We start from the raw sequence: 22,828 nt of genomic DNA, 5'->3' as shown, positions 1-22,828 counted from the left end.
CGTCGATCCCTCAGATGGATGTGGCGGCCCGGGCGATCGCCTGCAGCGTCGGCCAGGCGTGCCGCGCACCGGCGATGAGCAGGCCATGCCTCCTGCCTTCGAGCTTGTAAAGCCTTTCCTCGCCCTCGATGTCGCCGAGGCGCCCGCCGGCCTCGGCGAGGATCAGATCGGCGGCGGCGATGTCCCAGTCGCTGGCGCTCGGCCGGATCAGCGTGCCGTCGATCCGCGCCGCCGCGACCTGCGCGATGCGATAGGCGAGCGAGGGCGCGCTCGGCGTCGCGCGGAGATCGCGGCGCATGTCCGGTGTCAGCGCCTTGCGCATGCCGTCCGGCATGGCGACGGCGAAGGGTCGCTCGCCGGGGCTTTCGGAAAGATCGAGCGCCGCCCCGTTCAGGAAGGCGCCGCCGTCCCGCGTCGCGTGGAAGACTTCCGCCTTGGCCGGGGCATCGACCACCGCCGCCACCGGCCGGCCGCGCCGGATCACCGCCAGGGCGACGCACCAGGTCTCCTCGCCGCGCAGGAAGGCGCGCGTGCCGTCGATCGGATCGACCACGAAGAAGCAGTCCGGCTCCGGGCCGGTGATCGGCACCGCCTCGGTCTCCTCCGACAGCCAGCCATAGTCGGGCCGGGCGGCGAGCAGCGTCTGGCGCAGATAGGTGTCGACGGCGAAGTCGGCTTCCGAGACCGGGGAATGCCCCTCCTTCCACCAGACCTGCGGCGACTGGCGGAAGAAGCGCTGGGCGACCCGCCCCGCCTCCGCCGCCGCCGCGAGGAGGAGGTCGAGATCGGCGCCGGCCGCCGCGCTCACCGGCCCGCCACCGTCATCGCCTCGAAGCGCATCGTCGGCGCCGCCACCGTGAAGCGCAGGTCCGGATCGTCGGCGAGCACCATGGAGTGGAACATCTCGGCGAGATGCCCGGCAATGGTCATTTCGGAGATCGGGAAGGTGAGCTCGCCATTCTCGATCATGAAGCCGGAAAAGCCGCAGCTATAGTCGCCGGTCACGAGATTGGCGCCGTGGCCGATCGTGTCGGTGACATAGATGCCGTGGCCGGTGTCGCGCAGCAGCGCCTCCAGGGTCATCGGACCCGGCGTCACCTCGACATTGGTGGACGAGGGCGAAAGGCCGCCGGAGGAGCGGGAGGCGCGGCCGTTCGTCGGCAGGCCGAGCTCGCGCCCCGTCGCGCTGTCGAGCAGCCAGTTCCGCAACACGCCATCCTCGACCAGCACCAGATCCTCGCCGCGCACGCCCTCGCCGTCGAAGTCGCGCGAGCCGGGCCGCCGGGCGAGGAGCGGCCGGTCGATCACCGAAATGCCGCGCGGCAGGATGGCGGCGCCCATCCGGTCCTTCAGGAAGCTCGTGCCGCGGGCGATGGCCGCGCCGTTGATGGCGCTGAGGAGATTGCCGATCTTGCCGCGCGAGATGCGGCGGTCGAAGATGACGGGATAGCGGCCGGTCGCGATCATGCGCGGTTCGAGGCGCCGCACCGTGCGCTCGCCGGCGCTCCGCCCGATCGCCTCGCAGCTGTCGAGATCGGCGAGATGCAGGCGGGAATCGAAATCCGAATCGCGCTGCATCCGCACGCCCTCGCCCGCCACGGCCGACACCTGGCGGTAGAAGGAGGAGCGCGTCCGCGCGCCGGAAAAGCCGTCCGAGGTCGCGAGCACCAGTCCGGCATGGCCGTAGCCGGCGGAGGCGCCGTGCGAATTGGTGACGCCCGGCACGGCGCGCGCCGCATCCTCCAGCGCCAGCGCCTCCTCGCGAAGCACCTCGCCGGACGGCTCGGACGGGTCGAAGAGATCGAGCGCCTCCTGCGACCCGCGCGCCAGCAGCGCGGGGTCGGCAAGGCCGGCATAGGGGTCCTCCGGCGAGACCCTGGCCATGGCCAAAGCGCGTTCGACCAGGGGGCCGATCTCCACCCGCGCATCGGCCGAGACGGAGGCGCTGCGCCGCCCGACGAAGACGCGCAGCGACATGTCCTCGCTTTCCGACGCCTCCACCTCTTCCGGCTTGCCGAGCCGCACCGAGACCCCGCGCGAGCGCGAGCGCACGACGGCCGCGTCCGCCGCATCCGCGCCGGCCCGCCGCGCCGCCTCGACGAGGCGGGCCGCGCTGTCCAGAAGGCTTTGATTGGCGTCGATCATGGTTCCGTCCGGTTCGCTGCCCCGCCCCCATCTATGGTGCCCCAGGCCCGCCAGCAAGCAAAGGAAAAGGCCGCGCTGGCGAGCGCGGCCTCGTGATCGCCGGGAACGGCGTCAGTGCTTGGCGGAAAGCTCGGAATGCTTCTTCAGGACCCGCGCGCCGTCCTCCTGCTTGATCATATAGGCGGGATGGTCGGCATCCGCCTTGCGCGAGATCTCCTTGCCCTCGATCGTGCGGGTGACGTCGGAGGTGAAGCTCTGCGTCACCTTGCCGGACGCCTTGCTCTTCCCCCATTTCCATTCGACTTCCTGGCCGCGCTTGAACTTGTCCATCGCCGGCGCTCCTGTTCCTGGCCGTTGCTTCTGGCAGGGGAAGCGCGGCGGGGCGGCGGCGTTCCGTTCCGGGGCGCGGCGACCGTGGCGCGTTTCGCCGCAGGCGCCACGGGAACCCGGACAGCCGGCGCCCGTTCGTATGGTCCATTGCCGTGCCCCGAGTTCGATGGACAAACGCCTCGCCTTTCACGCCGAACGCTTCGGTCTCCTTCTCGTCGATCCGGAGGAGTTCCTGATCGAGCGCCGGAAACACGGACGCGGCCATTCGATCTGCTTTACCGAGGACGAACGCCCGATCGACAAGGAACTGAAGGCGCGGATCCAGGCCCTCGCCATTCCGCCGGCTTGGCGCGACGTGCGGATCTGCCTGGAGGAGAACGGCCATATCCAGGCGATCGGCCGGGACGAGAAGGACCGCATCCAGTATCGCTATCACGAACATTGGGTGAATGTGCGCAATGCCGTGAAGACGGAGCGCCTCCTGCGCTTCGGCAAGGCGCTGCCGAAGCTGCGCAAGCGCATCGCGCGCGACATGCGGCGCAAGACCGTCGACCGGCGGGGCGCCTGCGCCACCGCCGCCCGGCTGGTCGATCTGGCCGCGATGCGGCCGGGCCACGAGAAATATGCCGAGGATGGCGGGCGCGGCGTCGCCTCCCTCACCCGGCGCGACCTGAAGCTCGGCAAGGCCGGCGGGACCCTGCGCTTCCTCGGCAAGTCCTCGAAGGTCAACGAGATCGAGGTCGGCGACAAGCCGCTTCTCTCCTCGCTCGGTCGCTTCCGCGAGCAGCGGGCGAAGCGCCTCTTCGCCTTCAAGGACGGCAAGCGCAAGCGCCACCTGACGGCCCCGGTCCTCAACGAATACCTGCGCGACGCCGCCGCCTCGAAGATCTCGGCCAAGGATTTCCGCACCTTCCACGGCTCGGCCGAGGCGCTGCGCTTTCTTCTCGCCGAGGAGACGGCGCTCGGCGCCGATACCGAGGCCAAGCGCAAGCGGGCGGTGGGCAAGGCGATGCGGGCCGTCAGCGAGCGGCTGCGCAACACGCCGGCCGTGGCGCGCGCCTCCTATGTCCATCCCGAGATCGTCAGCGCCTATGAGGCGGGGCGGCTCGATCCCGGCCTGCTCAAGGGCAAGCCGCGCCAGGGCCTGACGCGCGAGGAGACAGGCCTGATGCGCTTCCTGGAAGAGGTCGCGACGAGCTGACGGTCAGAGCGCGTCGGAAATGGCACCGGCGAGATCCGCCCGCCCGGCGCCCGCCTTCGCCTCCAGGAGACCGGAAAGGCCGCGTTTCGCCTCCTCGCGCAGGGAGACGGTTTCGTCCAGGATGTCGCGGGCCTTCAGGAAATCGAGGACGCCGAAGCGCGAGACCGGCGGGCGGAACAGGAGATCGGGCGGCGCGAGGCGCAGCTTCGTCTCGATGATCGACTGCTGCATGAGTTGCGAGGCGCCGACCATCGCCTCGACCGGGCTCGGCAGGCGGCGCGGATCGCCCTCCGGCCCGCCATTGACGTCGACGGCGACGACCCCGGCCGCCTTGTCGCGCAGCCATTCGAAGGGCAAGGGCTCATAGATGCCGCCGTCGATCAGCACGGCGCCCTCGCGCCGCACCGGGCGGAAGACGGTGGGCAGCGCGGCCGAGGCGGCGAGCGCGCTGACAAGCGGGCCGGTCTCGATCGCGAGGCACCGCCGGGCGTAGAAATCCGTCGCCGTCACCGACAGGGGAATGACGAGTTCGGCGAACTCCACCGTCGCCATATGAGGGACAAGGGCCGTGAGCAGCCGCTCGGCATTGAGCTGGCCGAAGCGGAAGCCGCCATCAGCCAAAAACTCGGCGAAGCTCGTCGGCCGGCTCGCCCAGAGGATGCCGCCGATATGGCGGGGCGAGGCGAAGGAGGCGAGCGTGTAGTCGCGCACCTCGGCGCCGCTCATGCCGAAGGCATAGCCGGCGCCGATGATGGCGCCGATGGAGGAGCCGGCGATGGCGGCCGGCTTCAGTCCGAGATCATCGAAGGCTTCGAGGACATGGATATGCGCCAGACCCCGCGCGCCGCCGCCGCCGAGCGCGAGGCCGATCGAGGCCTCGGCGGCCATCAGGCGCCGTTCGGGCCGACGGTGACGACGGTCGGCTCGACGCCGAGCAGCTGGGCCGCAACGCGCTTCACGTCCTCCAGCGTCACGGCGTCGATCAGCGCCTCGCGGCGGTTGATGTAGTCGATGCCGAGATCGTCGAGCTGGATGCCGACCAGCGTCGAGGCGATGGCGAGCGAGGAATCGAGATTGCGGATGGCATAGGAGCCCTTCACGAAGGCCTTGGCCGTTGCCAGTTCCTCCGACGTCGGCCCGGTCGCGGCGAGGCGCTTCATCTCCGCCTTGATGATGTCGATCGAATCCTGCGCCTTGTCGGAGCGCGTCGCCGTGGACACGGTCATCGCGGCCGTATGGTCGTAGGAGGCGAGGAAGGAGCCGACATTATAGGCAAGGCCCCGCTTCTCGCGCACTTCCTGGAAGAGACGCGAGGTGAAGGTGCCGCCGCCGAAGATGTGGTTCATGAGATAGGCGGCGAAGAAGTCCTTGTCGTCGCGCTTCACGCCCGGCAGGGCGAAGCGGATGAGGGTCTGCGGCACGTCCAGCGCCACCGCCTCGCGGCGGGCGAGCGTCGGCGTCACGTCGGCCACCTTCGGCAGTTCGGCCTTGGCCGGCAGGGTGCCGAAGACGCGGTCGAGCTCGGCGCCCAGCGCCTCCGCGTCGATCGCCCCGACGACGCCGACGACGAGGTTGTCGCGGGCGAAGCCCTTGTCGCGGAAGCGCTGCAGGTCCTCGCGTCCGATCGCCGCGAGCGTTTCCTTCGTGCCCTCCTGCGGGCGCGAATAGGGATGGTCCGGGAAGGTCGTCCGCCGCCAGGCCTTGGTCAGGAGGTCGCCGGGATCGTTCTCGTTGGCGAGGATGCCGGTCATGATCTGGCCGCGGATGCGCTCCAGCGGCTCGCGGTCGAAGCGCGGCCGGTTGAGCGCGAGGCGCAGGAGGTCGAAGCCCTCGTCCTCGTTCTCGACGATGGTGCGGAACGAGCCGGTGAAATTGTCGTAGGAGGCATCGAAGCTGAGGCCGATGCCGAGTTCGTCCACCTTGTCCTGGAAGGCGCGGCTCTCGATGTCGCCGGCGCCCTCGTCGAGGAGGCCGGTGAGAAGATTGGCCGTGCCCTCCTTGCCCGCCGGATCGGCGGCGGAGCCGGCGCCCTTGAAGGCGAAGTTCACGGCGACGAGCGGGTTCGTGTAGTCCTCCACCAGATAGGCGCGGATGCCGCCGGGGCTGGTGATCTCCTTGATCTCCACCGCGCCCGCCGCGCCCGGCAGCGCGAAGGCGGAAAGGAGCGAGAAGCCGAGAACGGCGGCGAGGCGGGGAAGCGGGCGGAACATCGCGGTCACGATCAAAGCGGTCCTTCGACGGGAAAGGCTCAGGAACGGGTCTCGGGCGCCGGCCCTTCGGGCAGGAGATAGCCCGTCACCGAGCGCTTGCGGTCCAGATATTTCCGGGCGGCGGCGTTCACCGCCTCCACCGTCACCTTCTCGATCCGGTCGGGATAGGAATCGACATCGGCGATGGTGCGGCCGATGGAAAGCGCCGCGCCGTAGCGCCGGCCGAGCGCCGCCTGGTTGTCGCGCTCGTAGATCACGCCCTTGCGCACATGGTTCTTGGCGCGCTCCAGCTCGTCCGGCGTGATGCCGTCCTTCAGGAGCTTGGCGAGCTCGGAGTCGATCGCCGCCTCCACCTTCGGCAGGTCCGCCTCGCCGCGCGGCGAGCCGTAGACGCCGAACTCGGCCTCCTTCAGGCGGCCGCTCTGGTAGAAGGCGCCCGCGCCGGCCGACAGGCCCTGCTCCACCACCAGCGAGCGGTAGAGCCGACTCGTCGTGCCGCCGCCGAGAATATCGGCGAGAACGTCCAGCGCCTCCGCCTCGCCCGGCGCCGCCGTCACGTCCGAGGGCACGAGATAGTTCCGCTGCATCGAGGGCTGGGTGACGCGCGGGTCCCTCAGGGTGACGCTGCGGGCGGCGTTCGGCTCGGGCTCGGTGGCGCGGCGGGCGGCGCGGTCGCCGGGCTCGGCGCGGCGCTTCACCTGGCCGAAGGTCTTCTCGGCGAGGCGCCGCACCTCCTCCGCCGTCACGTCGCCGGCGACGATCAGCGTGGCGTTGTTCGGCGTGTAGTAACGGTCGTACCAGGCGATCGCATCCTCGCGCGACAGCTTCTCCATCTCGTGCCGCCAGCCGATGACCGGAATGCCGTAATGGCTGTTCTGGTAGAGCGCGGCATCCATCGCCTCGCCGAGCTTGGCGGCGGGATCGTTCTCGACGCGCATGCGGCGCTCCTCGAGGATCACGTCGCGCTCGGGCAGCACCGCCTCGTCCGACAGGATGAGATTCTCCATCCGATCGGATTCGAACTGCATCATCTCTTCGAGGGCGCTCGCCGGCACCTGCTGGTAATAGGCCGTGTAGTCGGAGGTGGTGAAGGCGTTCTCCTCGCCGCCGATCTCGGAGACGGCGGCCGAGAACTCGCCGGCCTTGTGGTTCTTCGTGCCCTTGAACATCAGATGTTCGAGGAAATGGGCGATGCCGGACGTGCCGGCCACCTCGTCGGCGGCGCCCGCCTTGTACCAGACCATCTGCGTCACGATCGGCGCGCGATGATCCGGCAGGACCACGACGGCGAGGCCGTTCGCGAGCGTGAAGCTCTCGATCTTCGGCCGCTTCGCCTCGGCTTCCGCCATGCGCTCGGCCGCCGTCGCCGGCTTCTGCGGCGCCTCGGCCAGAGCCGGCAGGGCGAAGCCGAGGGCGAGGGCCAAAAGGGACGCGCCGGCCAGGCGGGACATCGAGATCATCGGCAGCTTGTCCTTCGGTCCTTGAAAACGAAGACGGGGCTCAAACTAGGCCGAGCCCCGTTTCCGGGGAGGTAGTCCGCCGCCATGACAGGCGCAATTTACGTTTTCGTTAGGGCGGGCCGGCGGAAAAGCGTGCGAAGCGGAAGACCGTGTCGCCGATCCGCCGCTCGTCCAGGAGCTCGAAGCGCTCCGGCAGCTCGAAGGGAGCGCCGACCGCCTCCTCGACGATGGCAAGCGCCCCTTCGCTCAGCCAGCCGCCGTCGCGGGCGCTGGCGAGCGCCCGGTGGCCGAGGCCCCGCCCATAGGGCGGATCGGCGAAGAGGAGATCGAAGGCTTCGAGCGGCGCGACCGGACCCAGCGCCGCCGCGTCGCGGCGAAAGACCTTGGTGGCGCCGGTGAGGCCGAAGGCCTCGATATTGGCGCGCAGGAGACCCCGGCCCTCGACCCCTTCCTCGACGAAGAGGCAGAAGCGCGCGCCGCGCGACAGGGCTTCGAGGCCGAGCGCGCCCGTTCCCGAAAAGAGATCGAGCACGCGCGCGCCGTCCAGCACGCCGGCATGGGCGTGCTCGATGACGTTGAAAAGGGTCTCGCGCGCCCGGTCCGTGGTCGGACGGATCGTGTCCGTCTTCGGCGTGGAGAGCGCGCGCCCGCGCAGGCGGCCGCCGACGATGCGCAAGACTTAACCGTCGCGCCGCGGCCGGCCGCCGCCGCCCGGCCGCTTGCCCCCCGCGCCCTTCGGGCCGGTGCCGCCCGGCTTGAAGCCGGACTTGCCGCCGCGCTCCTCGCGCTCGCCGAAGGAGCGGCCGGTCGATTGCTGGCGGAAGCCCGCCGAGCGGCGCGGCTTGTCGCCATCGGCCGAAGCCGGGGCGCCGTCCGGCCGGTCGCGGAAACCGCGCGAGCGCAAGGGCTTGTCGCCGCCCTCGGCGCGCTCGGCCTCGCGCGCCTTCAATTCGGCCGCCTTCTTCTCGCCGAGCGGCCGGCCGCCGGGCGCGATCCAGACATTGGCATTGCGCCGGGCGCCGGGCTTCGGCCGGGCCGGCGCCGCCTCGGCCTCGTCCTCGCGCGGGCGCTTCGGCTTGAAGGGGCGCGCGCCGCCCGCCTCGCGGCGCGGCTTGGTGTCGAGCCGCGACAGGGCGGATTCGCGCTTGGCCTGGCCGAAGGCCTTGCGGCTCGGCTTGGCCTCCACCTTGGAGGACACCCATTCGTCCGTCGCCGGCGCGTCGAACCGGCGGGAGGCCGGCTTGTCGGCCGGCTCGGCCTTCGTCGGGGCGGACGGCGCGCGGCGGGTGCCGGGCTCCACCACCTCGTTGGTGAAGGGGTTCAGGATCGGCGAATCGAAGTCGGCGCCCGATTCCTCGATCAGGCGCTCGCCGAGCTGGTCGCGCAGCGTCCGCCCCTTGATCTCGCGCACCGCCCCTTCCGGCAGGTCGCCGAGCTGGAACGGGCCGAAGGACAGACGGATCAGCCGGTTCACCTCGAGCCCGAGATGGCCGAGCACCCGCTTCACCTCGCGATTCTTGCCCTCGCGCAGGCCGAGCGTCATCCAGACATTCGAGCCCTTCTGCGAATCGAGCGTCGCCTCGATCGCGCCGTAGAACACGCCGTCGACGGCGATGCCGTGCTTCAGGTCGTCGAGCTGCGCCTGATCGATCTTGCCATGGGCGCGCACGCGATAGCGCCGCAGCCAGCCGGTGGCCGGCAGTTCCAGCGTGCGCGACAGGCCGCCGTCATTGGTCAGCAGCAGGAGGCCTTCGGTGTTGATGTCGAGACGCCCGACGGTGAGGACGCGCGGCAGGTCGTCCGGCAAGCGGTCGAAGACGGTCGGGCGGCCTTCCGGGTCGCGATTGGTGGTGACGATGCCGGCCGGCTTGTGGAACAGCCAGAGCCGCGTGCGCTCGGCCGCCGGCAAGGGCTCGCCGTCGATCTCGATCCGGTCGGCCATGGTCACGGTGACGGCCGGCGTCTCGACCAGATGGCCGTTGAGCCGCACCCGTCCGTCGGCGATCATGCCCTCGGCGTCGCGGCGCGAGGCGATGCCGGCGCGGGCGAGGCGCTTGGCGATGCGCATCGCGCCGCCGCTCTCCTCGCCGTCCTCGGCGGCGCGGCGCGGCCGGGCGGTCGCCTTGTCGTCGCCGGTCCCGCGCTCGCGGCGCGGCCCGCTCGGGCGCTCGCCATCCTTGGCGAAGCTGCGGCGCGGGCGCTCCTCGCCGCCTTCCTCGCGCTTGGCGAAGGCGCGCGGCCGTTCGCCATCCTTGCCGAAGCTGCGGCGCGGGCGCTCGCCGCCGCCCTCGGTGGCGCGGTCGTCGCCGCGCGGCGCGCTGGGGCGGAAAGGCTTGGCGCCGCCCTCCCCGCGCGTTTCCGTCCGGGGCGCGCGGCCCCGGAACGGCTTGCCGCCGTCGTCGGCGGTCTGGCCTTCCGGGCGTGGGCCACGGCTGCGGAAGGGCTTGGCGCCGCCTTCGGCGCCGGAATCCTTGCGCTGGGCGCGGCCGCGATAGGGCGTCTCGCCCCCTTCGGCGGCGCGCGGCGCCCGCGAACGCGGCCGGTCGCCGCCCTTGTCGAAACCCGGGCGCCCGCCCCCGCTCTTGCGCGGGCCGAACTTGCCGCCGCGTTTCTTGTCGTCGCCGTCGCTTTTATCGCTCATCGTCTTTGCCTTCGAATCAGGCGCTGCTTATCAGGTCGCTCGAACAGGCGCGAGGGAACAGGTGGTGCCGGAGCAGCCAGGCAGCGGTTATATGGAACAGGCGCTCACTGAGGCGCGCGCCGCAGGGGCGCGCGGCGAAGTGCCGGTGGGCGCGGTGGTGGTGCTCGGCGGCGCGGTCGTCGCCCGGGCCGGCAACCGCACGCGAGAATTGAACGATCCGACCGCCCATGCCGAGATGCTGGCGATCCGCGCCGCCTGCGCGGAGCTTGGCCAGGAACGCCTCGTCGGCGCCGATCTCTACGTGACGTTGGAGCCCTGCGCCATGTGCGCGGCGGCGATCAGTTTCGCGCGGCTGCGCCGGCTCTATTACGGGGCGGAAGACCCGAAGGGCGGCGGGGTGGCGCATGGCGCCCGCTTCTACGCCCAGCCGACCTGCCATCACGCGCCGGATGTCTATTCCGACATCGCCGGCCGCGAGGCCGGCGAGATCCTGCGCGACTTCTTCGCCGCGCGGCGCGACTGACGGACGATCAGAAGGGATTGAGGCTCTTCAGCTTGGACAGGAAGGTCTCGTCCTTGCCGTCGATGCGCTTCTGCTTCACGTCCTCGTCCTCGCCCGGATCGCCGACCGGCGCGGAAGAGGACGGCTGGCGATAGGCGATCGGCGGCTCGGAGAGATATTTGCGGGTCGTCGGGCTGCCCTGCTTCGATTCGGCGAGGCGCTGCATGAAGCCCTCGCGGCCCGACTTCAATTCGTCCGGGGTCAGGATGCCCTTCACCTGATTCTGACGGGCGCCGGCCCAGGTGTTGCGGGCCTTCTCGTCCTCGGTCACGCCTTCCTTGTCGGCGAGGAGTTCGCCGGGCTGGACGACGCCGCCGGTATCCCGCGCGTCCGCCGCCGCGCGGATGCGGGCACGGCGCTGTTCCGGCGATTCCGGCCACTTGCCACCGCTCGCGGCATCCACGCTCGCCTGCGGCGCCGGCAGGACCGACTTGTCCTTCGGGCGCACCAGTTCGGCGCGCGGCGAATAGTCGATCTCGTCCCGCTCCTTGGGTCCAAGGGCCAGCATGCCGTCGATATCGCTGAAGAGCTGGGCGCCGGCCGATTTTCCGGTTCCGTAGGTCGGGCCGAGACAGCCCGAAAGGCCGAGACCGGCCAAGACGACGCCGAGCGCCGTGGCGGCGCGCATCTTCCGAAGATTCATGCCGTGACGGCCCCCTTGCCGGTCCACTTCCCCTGCGAGCCCGACAGTTGCATCGCGCGGCCCCCAAGACCTGCGCGATCCCACCCAAATCTGTCGAATTCCGGGCGTTTCTTAAAGGATCGTAGCGCGCCGCGCAAGAAACGGCCGGCGTGGCGCGGCGGCCACAGCCGCCTCGCCCACCGTTTTCTGGAGGCCGACCGCCCGTCTCAGGCGCCGAGACGCCCGAGCGCGCGCAGTTCCCGCAGCGCCGCCGCGTCGCGGGCCGAGACGTCCGGGAAGTCGGGATCGGAGCCGACATCGTCGGTGACGCGCCAGGAGCGGGCGCATTTCGTGCCCTTCGCCTTTTCCGGCAGCACGGCGATGCCCGGCGCGTCGGGCAGGCGGAAGGCGCCCTCCGGTGCCGGCCCCGGCCGGATGGCGAGGCCGCTGGTGATCGCGATCTCGGCGAAATCCACCGTCTCGGCGAGGGCGCGCAGATCCGCCTCCTCGATGAAGAGGATCGGCGCGGCCTCCAGCGAGGAGCCGATGCGCTTCTCGCGCCGCTCCTCCTCCAGCGCGCCGGTCACGACGCGGCGGACCTGCCGGATCTTCTGCCACTTGGCGGCGAGCTCGGCATCCTCCCAGGCGGCATCGGGCTCGCGCATCTGCTCGAAATGCACCGAGCGGCTGTCCGGGTGCCGCTCCAGCCAGGCCTCCTCCATGGTGAAGGGCAGCATGGGGGCGAGCCAGGTGACCAGATGGTCGAAGAGCTGCCGCACCACTTCCATCGCCGCAAGGCGGCGCTTCGACGAGGGCGCGTCGCAATAGAGCGCGTCCTTGCGGATGTCGAAATAGAAGGCCGAAAGCTCGACCACCATGAAGTCGAGCAGCGCGCGGGCGATGCGCTTGAAGTCGAACTCGTCATAGGCCTTCCGCACCAGCCGGCCGAGCTCGGCGAGGCGATGCAGCATCAGCCGTTCGAGTTCCGGCATCTCGGCGAGCGGCACCGTCTCGCCGGTATCGTGCGCCAGCGTGCCGAGCATCCAGCGGATGGTGTTCCGCAGCTTGCGATAGCTGTCGATATTGGTCTGGAGGATCGTCTTGCCGAGGCGCAGATCCTCCGAATAGTCGGACGAGACGACCCAGAGGCGCAGGATGTCGGCGCCGGACTGCTGGATCACCTCCTGCGGCGTCACGACATTGCCGAGCGACTTCGACATCTTGCGCCCGTCCTCGTCCATGACGAAGCCATGCGTCAGCACCGCGTCGTAGGGCGCCCGGCCGCGCGTGCCGCAGGCTTCGAGCAGCGAGGAATGGAACCAGCCGCGATGCTGGTCGGAGCCTTCGAGATAGAGATCGGCCGGCCATTTGAGATCCGGCCGCTTCTCTAGGCAGAAGGCGTGGGTCGAGCCGGAATCGAACCAGACGTCCAGGATGTCGCGGACCATGGTCCATCGCGCGGCGTCATGCGCGTTGCCGAGGAAGCGCTCCTTGGCGCCCGCCGCGAACCAGGCATCCGCCCCTTCGGCCGCGAAGGCGGCGAGGATGCGGGCGTTGACGCTCTCGTCCCTCAGCACCTCGCCATCCTCGTCGACGAAGACCGCGATCGGCACGCCCCAGGCGCGCTGGCGCGACAGGACCCAGTCCGGCCGCGTCTCGATCATGCCGCCGATCCGGTTGCGGCCGGCGGCAGGCACGAAGCGCGTGTCTGCAATTGCCCGCATAGCCCTGTTTCGCAGCGTATCTTCAACAAGGGGCTGCGGAGGAGCGGCGGGTCCTAACCAACCCAAGAAGATGGCGCTCAGATCGATTGTGTTGTCAGACAATGATTTGTCCATATGGACGAACCACTGCGGCGTGTTGCGATAGATCACCGGCTTCTTGGAGCGCCAGGAATGCGGATATTGATGCTTCAGCCGGCCGCGCGCGAGAAGATTGCCGGCGGCGATCAGCGCCTCGATGACGCGCTTGTTGGCGTCGCCCTTCTTGCCTTTGTCGTCGAGAACCCGCGCCGGCCCGCCTTCCGCCTCCGGCCCGAAGCCGGGCGCGTCCTTGGTGTAGAAGCCGTCGTCGTCCACCGCGAAGGGGATCGCCGGGTCGATGCCCCGAGCCTCCAGCGCGCGCCGCGCGTCGACCCAGGCCTCGAAGTCCTCCCGGCCATGGCCGGGCGCGGTATGGACGAAGCCGGTGCCGGCATCGTCCGTCACATGCGCGCCGAAGAGCAGCGGCACGGCGAAGGCGTAGCCGCCGGCCAGCCCCTTCAGCGGATGATCGCAGACCAGCCCCGCCAGTTCGTCCGGCAGGACGGCCGCGACGCGGCGGAAGCCGCCTTCCGGCACGCGGGCCTTGGCGAGAACATCGGCGGCCAGCGCATCGGCGAGAATCAGCCGCTCGCCCGGCTTCGCCCAGCGTGGATTGTCCGCATCCTCCGGCGCCGTGACCTCGTAGAGTCCGTAGGCGATCTTCGGGCTGTAGGTGATCGCGCGATTGGCCGGCATCGTCCAGGGCGTGGTCGTCCAGATGACGACCGAGGCCCCGGCGAGCGGTCCCTCGCCGCGCACCGGAAACTTCACCCAGACCGTATCGGACTCGTAGTCGTCATATTCGACCTCGGCCTCGGCGAGCGCGGTCTTCTCGACCACCGACCACATGACCGGCTTCGAGCCGCGATAGAGCTGGCCGCTCATCGCGAACTTGATCAGTTCGCCGGCGATGACGCTTTCCGCCTCATAGGCCATGGTCAGATAGGGATTGCGGAAATCGCCCTCGACGCCGAGGCGCCGGAACTCGCCAGACTGGACGCCGACCCAGTGCTCGGCATAGGCGCGGCATTCCTTGCGGAAAGCGACCATCGCCGACGCGTCGTTGAGATCGGGCTTCGGCTTGCCCTTGGCGCGGTAGTTCTCCTCCTCGATCTTCCACTCGATCGGCAGGCCGTGGCAGTCCCAGCCGGGCACGTAGTTGGCGTCGTAGCCGCGCATCTGGAAGGAGCGGTTGATGACGTCCTTCAGCACCTTGTTCAGCGCGTGGCCGATATGGAGATGGCCGTTGGCATAGGGCGGGCCGTCATGCAGCACATATTTCGGCCGGTCCTTGGAAGCCTCGCGCAGCTGGTCGTAGAGCTTCATCTCGTCCCAGCGCTTCAGCCATTCCGGCTCCTTCTGCGGCAGGCCGGCGCGCATCGGGAACGCGGTCTCCGGCAGGAAGAGGGTCTTGGAATAGTCGGTGCCGGCGGGCTTGTCGGTCGTCTTCGGCGTGTCGCTCATGGATCTCGGAAGGCCTGGCGCCGTGGAAGGCTCGACACGGCGCGGATCGGAGGAAAGGGTGTCGGCGTGAAACGCATCCCGACCTTCGAGCGGCGGCGGGCCGCTCAGAAGGCCGGGCGGCTAATTCGAAGAAGGCCGGTGAGCGCGCGCGGGATCGTCATGGGGACGGGCTCTAGCAACTCGGGACCGCCAAGAAAAGCGTCGCTCTCCTAGAAGGCCAGCAACCGGTCGAGCGGCGAGAGCGGCTGGACGCCGGACAGAAGCGCCCGCGCCTCGGCCGCGTCGCGGTCCATCTGCGCGATCAGCGCCTCGATGCCGTCGAACTTCTCCTCGCCGCGCAGCCGCGCGAAGACCGAGACGTCGCAGGTCTCGCCGTAGAGATCGCCCTCGAAATCGAAGAGATAGGTCTCGAACAACGCCGCGCCGTTGTCGAAGGTCGGCCGGCGCCCGTAGCTCGCGACGCCGTCGTGCAGCGCCCCGCCCTCGCGGCGGAAGCGCACGGCATAGATGCCGTGGGCGAGGAGCCCGCCCTCGGACAGCGCCATGTTGGCGGTCGGATACCCGAGCTGGCGGCCGAGCTTCTGGCCGCCGATCACCATCGATTCGATCGTCCAGCGATAGCCGAGCAGCGCCGCCGCGCCGGCGACGTCGCCCCGGCCGAGATCGGCGCGGATGCGGCTGGAGGAGACCGGCTCGCCGCCCTCGGCGACGAAGGGCGGCACGGCCGTGACGCCGAAGCCGTGGCGGGTGCCCGCCTCCTGCAGCGTCGCGACGCTGCCCTGGCGCCTGGCGCCGTACTGGAAATCGAAGCCGACGACGACGTGGCGGGCGGCGAGATCGCGCACCAGGATCTCGGACACGAACTCTTCCGCCGTCATCGCGGCGAAGGCGCGGTCGAAGGGCTGCTCCACCACCGCGCTAAAGCCGAGCTTCTCCAGAAGCCGGGCCTTGACCGGCGGCGGCGTCAGGCGCGGCACCGGACGGTCGGGCGCGAAGACGCTGCGCGGATGCGGCTCGAAGGTGAGACACAGCGCCGGCGCGCCCTCCTTCTCAGCCAGATCCGTCGCCGCGCCGAGCACCGCCTGATGGCCGCGATGGATGCCGTCGAAATTGCCGATCGCGACGACGCCGCCGCGATACATTCCGGCAAGCGTCGAGGCCGGGCCGAAGCGGCGGATCGAGCCGTCCGTCATACGAGCCGCGGCATGAAGAAGCGGGCGGCGAGATCCTGGCCGCCGAGATGGGCGCCGAGCACCTCGCCGGCGACGTCGAAGCCGCCGAGCTCGTCGCGATGGACGCCCGCCATGATCAGGAGCGCGTCGGCGCCATAGGCGTTCGCGCCGCGAATATCGGTGTTGAGCCCGTCGCCGACGGCCAGCACCTCGGCCGGGCCGGCGACGCCCGCGACGCGCTGCGCCTCGGCATAGATCGGCGCATGCGGCTTGCCGGCCATGGCGACCCGGCCGCCGAGCCGCTCGTAGTCGCGGGCGATCGCGCCGGCGCAGAAGATCAGCCGCTCGCCGCGATGGACGACGACGTCGGGATTGGCGCAGATCATCGGCAGGTCGCGGCGCTTCAGGCGCTCCAGCAGCGGCGCGTAATCGGCCGGCGTCTCGGTCGTGTCGTCGTGAAGCCCGGTGACGATCACCGCCTCGGCCCGCGCCTCGTCGACGAATTCGGCGGCGAGGCCGGCGAAGAGGTCGAGGTCGCGCTGCGGCCCGACATGCAGGAGCGGACGGCCGGTCTCGGCGATCAGGCGCCGCGTCACGTCGCCCGAGGTGACGATCGCATCATAGGCTTCCGGCGAGAAGGAGAGACCGTCGAGCTGGCGCCGCACGCCCTCGTTCGGACGCGGCGAATTGGTGAGGAGGACGACATGGCAGCCGGCGCGGCGCGCGGCCGTGAGCGCCGCCTCCGCCGCCGCATGCTTGGCGACGCCGTCATGGACGACGCCCCAGACGTCGCAGAAGATCGCCTTGTAGGCCGGGGCGACGGCCGCCAGGGAAGCGATGGCTTCGGGTGCGTTCATCGATTCTCGCTGCTATCCGCTTCGAGGGCCATGGCGATGGAGCGCGCTCGCCCTCTTCCGGGCGATAGAAGCCGCGCCCGGCCGCGTCAAGCAACCCGTTATTCCTGCGGCCTTTCGCGTTCACCATCGGCGAGAATGCCGGGGGATCGCGGCGCCCGCCCCTTGCGCCCGGCCGGGGGCGACCGCATCTGAACCCCGGCCGCGACGGTCCGCGTCATGAAAAATTCGCGGGGGTCCGATCCGCCCGCTTCTTGACAGCCTCGCCCTCCACCGCCTATCTCGCCGCTGCTAGCACTCTCGAACAGCGAGTGCCAACCTTTCCCGCCGGCACCCTTCCGGGTCGTCGGCGAAGTACGAAAGCTGAGGGAACAGACGATGGCCACTCTGAACTTCCGTCCGCTGCACGACCGCGTCGTCGTGCGTCGCGTCGAGTCCGAGCAGAAGACCGCCGGCGGCATCATCATCCCGGACACCGCCAAGGAGAAGCCGCAGGAAGGCGAAGTCGTCGCCGTCGGCCCGGGCACCCGCGACGACAAGGGCGCCGTCCAGGCCCTCGACGTGAAGGCCGGCGACCGCGTGCTCTTCGGCAAGTGGTCCGGCACCGAGGTCAAGGTGAACGGCGAGGATCTCCTCATCATGAAGGAGAGCGACATCATGGGCGTGATCTCCGCCTGATCGCCTCGAAGCGACGCCCGACCTAAACCTTTTCATCTCGAAAACGATGTGGCCTTCCCCAGGAAGCGCATCGAGGAGAAACCCAGATGGCAGCCAAAGAAGTCAAGTTCGGCCGTGACGCCCGCGAGCGCATGCTGCGCGGCGTGGACATCCTCGCCGACGCCGTGAAGGTCACGCTCGGCCCGAAGGGCCGCAACGTCGTGATCGACAAGTCCTTCGGCGCTCCTCGCATCACCAAGGACGGCGTTTCCGTCGCCAAGGAGATCGAGCTCGAGGACAAGTTCGAGAACATGGGCGCCCAGATGGTGCGCGAAGTGGCCTCGAAGACCAATGACAAGGCCGGCGACGGCACGACGACCGCCACGGTTCTCGCCCAGGCGATCGTGAAGGAAGGCGCCAAGGCGGTGGCCGCCGGCATGAACCCGATGGACGTCAAGCGCGGCATCGACGCGGCCGTCGCGAAGGTCGTCGACGCGCTCGTCTCCTCCGCCCGCAAGATCGAGACCTCCGACGAGGTCGCCCAGGTCGGCACCATCTCCGCCAATGGCGAGAAGGAAATCGGCCAGATGATCGCGAACGCGATGCAGAAGGTCGGCAACGAGGGCGTCATCACGGTCGAGGAAGCCAAGACCGCCGAGACCGAGCTCGAAGTCGTCGAGGGCATGCAGTTCGACCGCGGCTACCTCTCCCCCTACTTCGTCACCAATGCCGAGAAGATGGTGGCCGAGCTCGAGGACCCCTACATCCTCCTGCACGAGAAGAAGCTCTCCAACCTCCAGGCCATGCTGCCGGTCCTCGAGGCCGTCGTGCAGTCGGGCAAGCCGCTCCTCATCATCTCCGAGGACGTCGAGGGCGAGGCGCTCGCCACGCTCGTCGTCAACAAGCTGCGCGGCGGCCTGAAGATCGCCGCCGTCAAGGCTCCGGGCTTCGGCGACCGCCGCAAGGCCATGCTCGAGGACATCGCGATCCTGACCAACGGCCAGGTGATCTCGGAAGACCTCGGCATCAAGCTCGAGAACGTCACGCTCGACATGCTCGGCCGCGCCAAGAAGGTCTCCATCACCAAGGAGAACACCACGATCGTCGACGGCTCCGGCGAGACCGCCCAGATCCAGGCCCGTGTCGGCCAGATCAAGGCGCAGATCGAGGAGACCACCTCCGACTACGACCGCGAGAAGCTCCAGGAGCGCCTCGCCAAGCTGGCCGGCGGCGTCGCGGTGATCCGCGTCGGCGGCGCGACCGAGGTCGAGGTCAAGGAGAAGAAGGACCGTGTTGACGACGCGCTCAACGCGACCCGCGCGGCCGTCGAGGAAGGCATCGTGGCCGGCGGCGGCGTCGCCCTGCTCCGCGCTTCCAACGCGCTCGAACTCAAGGGCGAGAACGCCGATCAGGACGCCGGCATCGCCATCGTCCGCAAGGCGCTCCAGGCTCCGATCCGCCAGATCGTGACGAACGCGGGCGGCGAAGGCTCGATCGTCGTCGGCAAGCTGCTCGACAACGCTTCGGTGACCTTCGGCTACAACGCCCAGTCGGGCGAGTATGGCGACATGATCCAGGCCGGCATCGTCGACCCGGTCAAGGTCGTGCGCTCGGCGCTCCAGGACGCGGCCTCCGTCGCCGGTCTTCTTGTCACCACCGAGGCCATGATCTCCGAGGCCCCAAAGAAGGACTCGGGCGCTCCGGCCGGCATGCCGGGCGGCGGCATGGGCGGCATGGGCGGCATGGACTTCTAAGACGTCCGGCCATTCGCCAGGAAATGAGGAAGGGGCTCGGCATCGCCGGGCCCTTTTCCGTTTTCCCGCCATGGCGCCGCGCCGCGAGGCGCTTATCTCCTAAAAATGGAGGATGCGAGCATGACCTATCCGGGGCTGGCCGAGGGCGAAGTCGTCTACGCGGTCGGCGACATCCACGGCCGCGCCGATCTTCTGGAGCGCATGATCGACCGGATCGCGGCGGACCGGGCCGAGCATCCGGGGCTCCGGTGCACCGAGATCTATCTCGGCGACTATATCGATCGCGGGCCGGACAGCGCCGAGGTGATCGCGCGGTTGCGCCGGCGGATGGACGAGGCCGAGCTGATCTGCCTCCTCGGCAATCACGAGGCGATGCTGCTCGACGCGCTGGACGGCAAGCTGCCGATCGAGGCCTGGCTCTACAATGGCGGCGACGCGACGCTCGCCTCCTATGGCATCGAGCCGGACGAGGACGGCGCCTATCGGCAGGCCGATCTTCTCGACCTGCCGCAGGATCATCTCGCTTTCTTGCGAGGGCTTTCGCTCTTCGTCCGCCGAGGCCCTTACTTCTTCGTCCATGCGGGCCTTCGGCCCGGCCTGCCGTTGGAGCGGCAGAGCCCGACCGATCTCGTCTGGATCCGCCACGACTTTCTCGATTTCGACGGCCCGCTCGGAGCCGTCGTCGTGCATGGTCATACGCCGGTGGAGGAACCGGAATTCCGGCCGAACCGGATCGGCATCGACACCGGCGCGGTGCGGACCGGACGCCTCACCTGTCTGCGGCTGGACGCGGCGGGCGCCGCGATCCTCTGAGCCTCAATTGTTCGGGCCGTCGATCCGGCTGGGGGAGATCGGATCGGAGGCCGGGAAGGTCTCCTCGATCGCCTCGTCGAGATTCTCCTCGTCGTCCATCACGGATCCTTGCGGGTCCTCGCGGCCTTCCGGGGCGGGATCGGCGCGCACTTCCGGCGCCGGAGCGTTCTTGCCGTAGAGCGGCTCGATCGGCGTCCCGTTGCTGAGCTTCGACATCTTGGTCTCCTTCATGCGTCACGAATTCGTGCCTTGCGAGGGAGAACGGGATGGGCGGGCCGCCGTTCCGCCGCCGGATTCAGGCAGCGGCGGCGCGGCGAACGAAGAGCGAGGCGATGCCGGCGCCGATCAGGAAGCCGGCGCCGGTGCGCGTCGCCGCCTTGAGGACGCGTGGCCGCCGCACGAGACGGCGCGCGCCGGAGGCGAGCGTGGCATAGGCGAAGGCATTGACCATGCCGATCACGACGAATGTCGCGACGAGCTGCGCGGCCTGCGGCGCGAACGCCCTCTCGGCCGAGATGAACTGCGGCACGAAGGCCATGAAGAACACGATGCCCTTCGGATTGAACAGCGTGACGAGGAAGGAATCGCGGAAGATGCGGCGCGAGGCGACCTGCACCGATCCGGTTTCGGGTGGCGCGAAGTCCGGCGCCGGCGCCCGCCACATCTTGAGGCCGATGAAGACGAGATAGGCCGCGCCCAGCCATTTCAGCAGCGTGAAGGCGAGGCCGGAGGCGGCGAGCACGGTGCCGACGCCGACCAGCGACAGGCTGGCGGCCAGGAGATCGCCGAGCGCGACGCCGAGGACGCTGGCCAGCGCGATGCGCCGCCCATGGGCGAGCGCCTCGCTGACGACCATCACGATGGTCGGTCCCGGAATGGCGACTAGCACCAGGCTGGACAGGGCGAAGGCGAGGAAGTGATCGAGCGGAACCGGCATGGAGCGTCACTTTCGGTTGTGCGACATCCGCAGCAAGCCATGCGGCCGCGCCGCCGTCCAGCACGATCTCACCGCGTTCCGGCGCGGAACCGCCTCAGCCGGGCGACGATGCCGCGCCCGCCCATTCGCCATAGGCGCGCACCAGCCCTTCGTAATCCGCCATCGCCGGCAGCGCCGCGAAGCTGTGGACCGCCGGCACCGAGGCGAAGGGCAGTTTCTCCGCCGTCCAGGTCTCGATGAAGGGCGAGAACCAGGACGTGTCGTCGAAGAGCGGCGCGCGGACATTGACGAAGCTGTCGACGCCTTCGAGCTGCGTGAACAGCCAGGACAGGCAGGAGGGGCAGAAGAAATGGTGGATATCGGCGCGCTTCAGCCCGCCCGGCACCGGCTCGCCCGCGATCACCGCGAAAGCCTCGCTCGGAAAGGCGGCGCTCAGCGAATAGGCGCTCGCCGTCATCCGCTGGCAGCCGGTGCAATGGCAGGCCATGGTCAGCATCGGCGGCGCGGCGGCGCGAAACCGCACCGCGCCGCAGCGGCAGCCGCCTTCGAGGGGAAGAGACAGAGACATGGCGATCTCCGGGCCGCGCCGATCCCGGCCGCGGCGCAATATAGCAGCTTCGGGAGGGGATGGAGCCAGCTTGCGCGATGGACATCGCCCACCGCAGTTCATAGGTTCCGGCCGAGAGGAACAGGGAGGACGAAACATGGCCATCCTGATGCCGAAGCCGGACGAGGCGATCCTCGCGCGGCGCGAGGCGGTGGTGGAAGCCCTGCGGGCGATCGTGCCGGGCGAAGGCACCGTTTCCGCGCCCGCCGCCATGCGCGTCTTCGAGACCGACGGGCTCACCGCCTATCGGCAGCTGCCGCTCGCCGTGGTGCTGCCGGAAACGGTGGCCGAGGTCGCCGCCGTCCTGCGCTACTGCCACCAGGAGAACATCCCCGTCGTGCCGCGCGGCTCGGGCACCTCGCTGTCCGGCGGCGCGCTGCCGCTCGCCGACGGCGTGCTTCTGGTGATGTCGAAGTTCAGCCGCATCCTGGAGATCGATTTCGACAATCGCTGCGCCGTGGTGCAGCCGGGCGTCACCAATCTCGGCATCACCCGCGCGGTGGAGCATCAGCGCTTCTACTACGCGCCCGATCCCTCCTCGCAGATCGCCTGCTCGATCGGCGGCAATGTCGCGGAAAATTCCGGCGGCGTGCACTGCCTGAAATACGGCCTCACCGCCAACAACGTGCTCGGCGTCGAGTTCGTCACCATGGCGGGCGAGGTGATCCGGCTCGGCGGCAAGCATCTCGACGCGGAGGGCTACGACCTTCTCGGCCTCCTCACCGGTTCGGAAGGGCTGCTCGGCGTCGTGACCGAGGTGACGGTGCGTATCCTCCAGTCGCCGGAAACGGCGCGGGCCGTGCTGATCGGCTTTCCGACCAGCGAGGCGGCGGGCGCCTGCGTCGCCGCGATCATCGCCAAGGGCATCATCCCCGCCGGAATGGAGATGATGGACCGGCCGGCGATCCTCGCCGCCGAGGATTTCGTCCATGCCGGCTATCCGCGCGACGTCGAGGCGCTGCTGATCGTCGAGCTCGACGGGCCGCAGGCGGAGGTCGACTTCCTCCTGTCGGAGGTCGAGGCCATCGCGCTCGCCCATGGCGCCACCGAATGCCGCATCTCGCGCAGCGAGGAGGAGCGCGCCCTGTTCTGGGCCGGGCGCAAGGCGGCCTTCCCGGCCGTCGGCCGCATCTCGGCCGACTATCTCTGCATGGACGGCACCATTCCGAGGAAGGAGCTGCCGCGCGTCCTGTCCGGCATGAAGGCGCTGTCGGAAAAGCATCGGCTGGGCGTCGCCAATGTCTTCCATGCCGGCGACGGCAACCTCCACCCGCTGATCCTCTACGACGCGGCGCGGGACGACGAGTTCGAGCGCGCCGAGGCCTTCGGCGCCGACATCCTGCGGCTCTGCGTCGAGGTCGGCGGGGTCCTTACCGGCGAGCACGGCGTCGGTATCGAGAAGCGCGACCTGATGACGGAGGTCTTTTCCGAGGACGACCTGCGCCACCAGCAGCGGGTGAAATGCGCCTTCGACGAGAAGCACCTCCTCAATCCCGGCAAGGTCTTCCCGGTGCTGCACCGCTGCGCCGAGCTGGGGCGGCTCCAGGTGCACAAGGGTGCCCTGCCCTTCCCCGAACTGCCGAGGTTCTGAAAAGGC

21 protein-coding genes are annotated in these 22,828 nt (G+C 69.6%); 6 read left to right on the top strand and 15 right to left on the bottom strand.

Annotated features, from left to right (window positions below; all coding sequences use genetic code 11):
* Positions 1–10: 10 nt before the first annotated feature.
* The 3 genes from IEY14_RS09060 to IEY14_RS09050 all read right to left on the bottom strand — a co-directional run bounded on the left by IEY14_RS09060 (position 11) and on the right by IEY14_RS09050 (position 2,475).
* Entirely contained in the window at positions 11–808 is a 798-nt protein-coding gene (locus IEY14_RS09060) for a 3'(2'),5'-bisphosphate nucleotidase CysQ (protein ID WP_188907881.1), read from the bottom strand.
* Positions 805–2,145 (bottom strand): TldD/PmbA family protein, encoded by a 1,341-nt coding sequence (locus tag IEY14_RS09055; RefSeq protein ID WP_188907880.1) that lies wholly within the window; start codon positions 2,143–2,145, stop codon positions 805–807. Before IEY14_RS09055 ends, IEY14_RS09060 begins: the two co-directional genes overlap by 4 nt.
* 111 nt (positions 2,146–2,256) lie before the next feature.
* Positions 2,257–2,475, bottom strand: a complete 219-nt coding sequence (locus IEY14_RS09050; RefSeq protein WP_188907879.1) for a hypervirulence associated TUDOR domain-containing protein — start codon at positions 2,473–2,475, stop codon at positions 2,257–2,259.
* Positions 2,476–2,641: 166 nt separating this feature from the next.
* On the opposite strand from IEY14_RS09050, the gene IEY14_RS09045 reads away from it, so the two are divergent.
* Entirely contained in the window at positions 2,642–3,676 is a 1,035-nt protein-coding gene (locus IEY14_RS09045) for a DNA topoisomerase IB (RefSeq protein ID WP_188907878.1), read from the top strand.
* Between the two features lie 3 nt (positions 3,677–3,679).
* On the opposite strand, the gene IEY14_RS09040 is transcribed toward IEY14_RS09045, so the two are convergent.
* The 5 genes from IEY14_RS09040 to IEY14_RS09020 form a co-directional block, all read right to left on the bottom strand.
* Positions 3,680–4,564 carry a patatin-like phospholipase family protein gene (locus IEY14_RS09040; RefSeq protein ID WP_188907877.1) on the bottom strand — a complete coding sequence of 295 codons (885 nt, stop codon included), beginning with the start codon at positions 4,562–4,564 and terminating at the stop codon, positions 3,680–3,682.
* The gene (locus tag IEY14_RS09035) at positions 4,564–5,886 is read right to left on the bottom strand and encodes a M16 family metallopeptidase (protein ID WP_188908127.1); all 1,323 of its coding nucleotides are present in this window, start codon (positions 5,884–5,886) and stop codon (positions 4,564–4,566) included. The genes IEY14_RS09040 and IEY14_RS09035 overlap by 1 nt, the downstream gene beginning before the upstream one ends.
* Before the next feature lie 38 nt (positions 5,887–5,924).
* A complete protein-coding gene (locus IEY14_RS09030) occupies positions 5,925–7,346 on the bottom strand; it encodes a M16 family metallopeptidase (protein ID WP_188907876.1) in 1,422 nt (473 codons plus the stop codon).
* A 109-nt stretch (positions 7,347–7,455) separates the two neighbouring features.
* Entirely contained in the window at positions 7,456–8,022 is a 567-nt protein-coding gene (rsmD, locus tag IEY14_RS09025) for a 16S rRNA (guanine(966)-N(2))-methyltransferase RsmD (RefSeq protein ID WP_188907875.1), read from the bottom strand.
* A gap of 3 nt (positions 8,023–8,025) precedes the next feature.
* Positions 8,026–9,987, bottom strand: a complete 1,962-nt coding sequence (locus tag IEY14_RS09020; RefSeq protein ID WP_188907874.1) for a pseudouridine synthase — start codon at positions 9,985–9,987, stop codon at positions 8,026–8,028.
* Between the two features lie 91 nt (positions 9,988–10,078).
* Here IEY14_RS09020 and IEY14_RS09015 point away from each other — a divergent pair, with 91 nt between their 5' ends.
* A complete protein-coding gene (locus IEY14_RS09015; RefSeq protein ID WP_188908126.1) occupies positions 10,079–10,510 on the top strand; it encodes a nucleoside deaminase in 432 nt (143 codons plus the stop codon).
* 7 nt (positions 10,511–10,517) lie between these two features.
* Here the strand turns inward: IEY14_RS09015 and IEY14_RS09010 are convergent, their stop codons facing one another.
* The 4 genes from IEY14_RS09010 to IEY14_RS08995 all read right to left on the bottom strand — a co-directional run bounded on the left by IEY14_RS09010 (position 10,518) and on the right by IEY14_RS08995 (position 16,466).
* Positions 10,518–11,192, bottom strand: coding sequence for a hypothetical protein (locus IEY14_RS09010; RefSeq protein ID WP_188907873.1), 675 nt, complete (start codon positions 11,190–11,192; stop codon positions 10,518–10,520).
* A 206-nt stretch (positions 11,193–11,398) separates the two neighbouring features.
* The gene (gene ileS, locus IEY14_RS09005; RefSeq protein WP_188907872.1) at positions 11,399–14,437 is read right to left on the bottom strand and encodes an isoleucine--tRNA ligase; all 3,039 of its coding nucleotides are present in this window, start codon (positions 14,435–14,437) and stop codon (positions 11,399–11,401) included.
* Positions 14,438–14,646: 209 nt separating this feature from the next.
* Positions 14,647–15,630 carry a bifunctional riboflavin kinase/FAD synthetase gene (locus IEY14_RS09000; RefSeq protein ID WP_188907871.1) on the bottom strand — a complete coding sequence of 328 codons (984 nt, stop codon included), beginning with the start codon at positions 15,628–15,630 and terminating at the stop codon, positions 14,647–14,649.
* Positions 15,627–16,466 (bottom strand): TIGR01459 family HAD-type hydrolase, encoded by an 840-nt coding sequence (locus IEY14_RS08995; protein WP_188907870.1) that lies wholly within the window; start codon positions 16,464–16,466, stop codon positions 15,627–15,629. The genes IEY14_RS09000 and IEY14_RS08995 overlap by 4 nt, the downstream gene beginning before the upstream one ends.
* A gap of 375 nt (positions 16,467–16,841) precedes the next feature.
* On the opposite strand from IEY14_RS08995, the gene groES reads away from it, so the two are divergent.
* The 3 genes from groES to IEY14_RS08980 all read left to right on the top strand — a co-directional run bounded on the left by groES (position 16,842) and on the right by IEY14_RS08980 (position 19,687).
* Positions 16,842–17,141 carry a co-chaperone GroES gene (gene groES, locus IEY14_RS08990; protein WP_188907869.1) on the top strand — a complete coding sequence of 100 codons (300 nt, stop codon included), beginning with the start codon at positions 16,842–16,844 and terminating at the stop codon, positions 17,139–17,141.
* 86 nt (positions 17,142–17,227) lie between these two features.
* Entirely contained in the window at positions 17,228–18,874 is a 1,647-nt protein-coding gene (gene groL / locus IEY14_RS08985) for a chaperonin GroEL (RefSeq protein WP_188907868.1), read from the top strand.
* Between the two features lie 120 nt (positions 18,875–18,994).
* Positions 18,995–19,687: a metallophosphoesterase family protein gene (locus tag IEY14_RS08980; protein ID WP_244639397.1), complete on the top strand. Its 693-nt coding sequence runs from the start codon at positions 18,995–18,997 to the stop codon at positions 19,685–19,687.
* 3 nt (positions 19,688–19,690) lie between these two features.
* Here IEY14_RS08980 and IEY14_RS08975 read toward each other — a convergent pair whose 3' ends face one another.
* The 3 genes from IEY14_RS08975 to IEY14_RS08965 all read right to left on the bottom strand — a co-directional run bounded on the left by IEY14_RS08975 (position 19,691) and on the right by IEY14_RS08965 (position 21,192).
* Positions 19,691–19,903 (bottom strand): hypothetical protein, encoded by a 213-nt coding sequence (locus tag IEY14_RS08975; protein WP_188907866.1) that lies wholly within the window; start codon positions 19,901–19,903, stop codon positions 19,691–19,693.
* A gap of 79 nt (positions 19,904–19,982) precedes the next feature.
* Positions 19,983–20,624: a LysE family translocator gene (locus IEY14_RS08970; protein WP_188907865.1), complete on the bottom strand. Its 642-nt coding sequence runs from the start codon at positions 20,622–20,624 to the stop codon at positions 19,983–19,985.
* A gap of 94 nt (positions 20,625–20,718) precedes the next feature.
* Positions 20,719–21,192: a GFA family protein gene (locus IEY14_RS08965; RefSeq protein WP_188907864.1), complete on the bottom strand. Its 474-nt coding sequence runs from the start codon at positions 21,190–21,192 to the stop codon at positions 20,719–20,721.
* Between the two features lie 136 nt (positions 21,193–21,328).
* On the opposite strand from IEY14_RS08965, the gene IEY14_RS08960 reads away from it, so the two are divergent.
* Positions 21,329–22,822 (top strand): FAD-linked oxidase C-terminal domain-containing protein, encoded by a 1,494-nt coding sequence (locus tag IEY14_RS08960; protein WP_188907863.1) that lies wholly within the window; start codon positions 21,329–21,331, stop codon positions 22,820–22,822.
* The last annotated feature ends 6 nt before the right edge of the window (positions 22,823–22,828 follow it).

The organism is Aureimonas endophytica, assembly GCF_014642635.1.
Taxonomy (GTDB): domain Bacteria; phylum Pseudomonadota; class Alphaproteobacteria; order Rhizobiales; family Rhizobiaceae; genus Plantimonas; species Plantimonas endophytica.
Note: the sequence above shows the minus strand (reverse complement) of the source record. Positions and strands in the feature narration are given on the sequence as shown.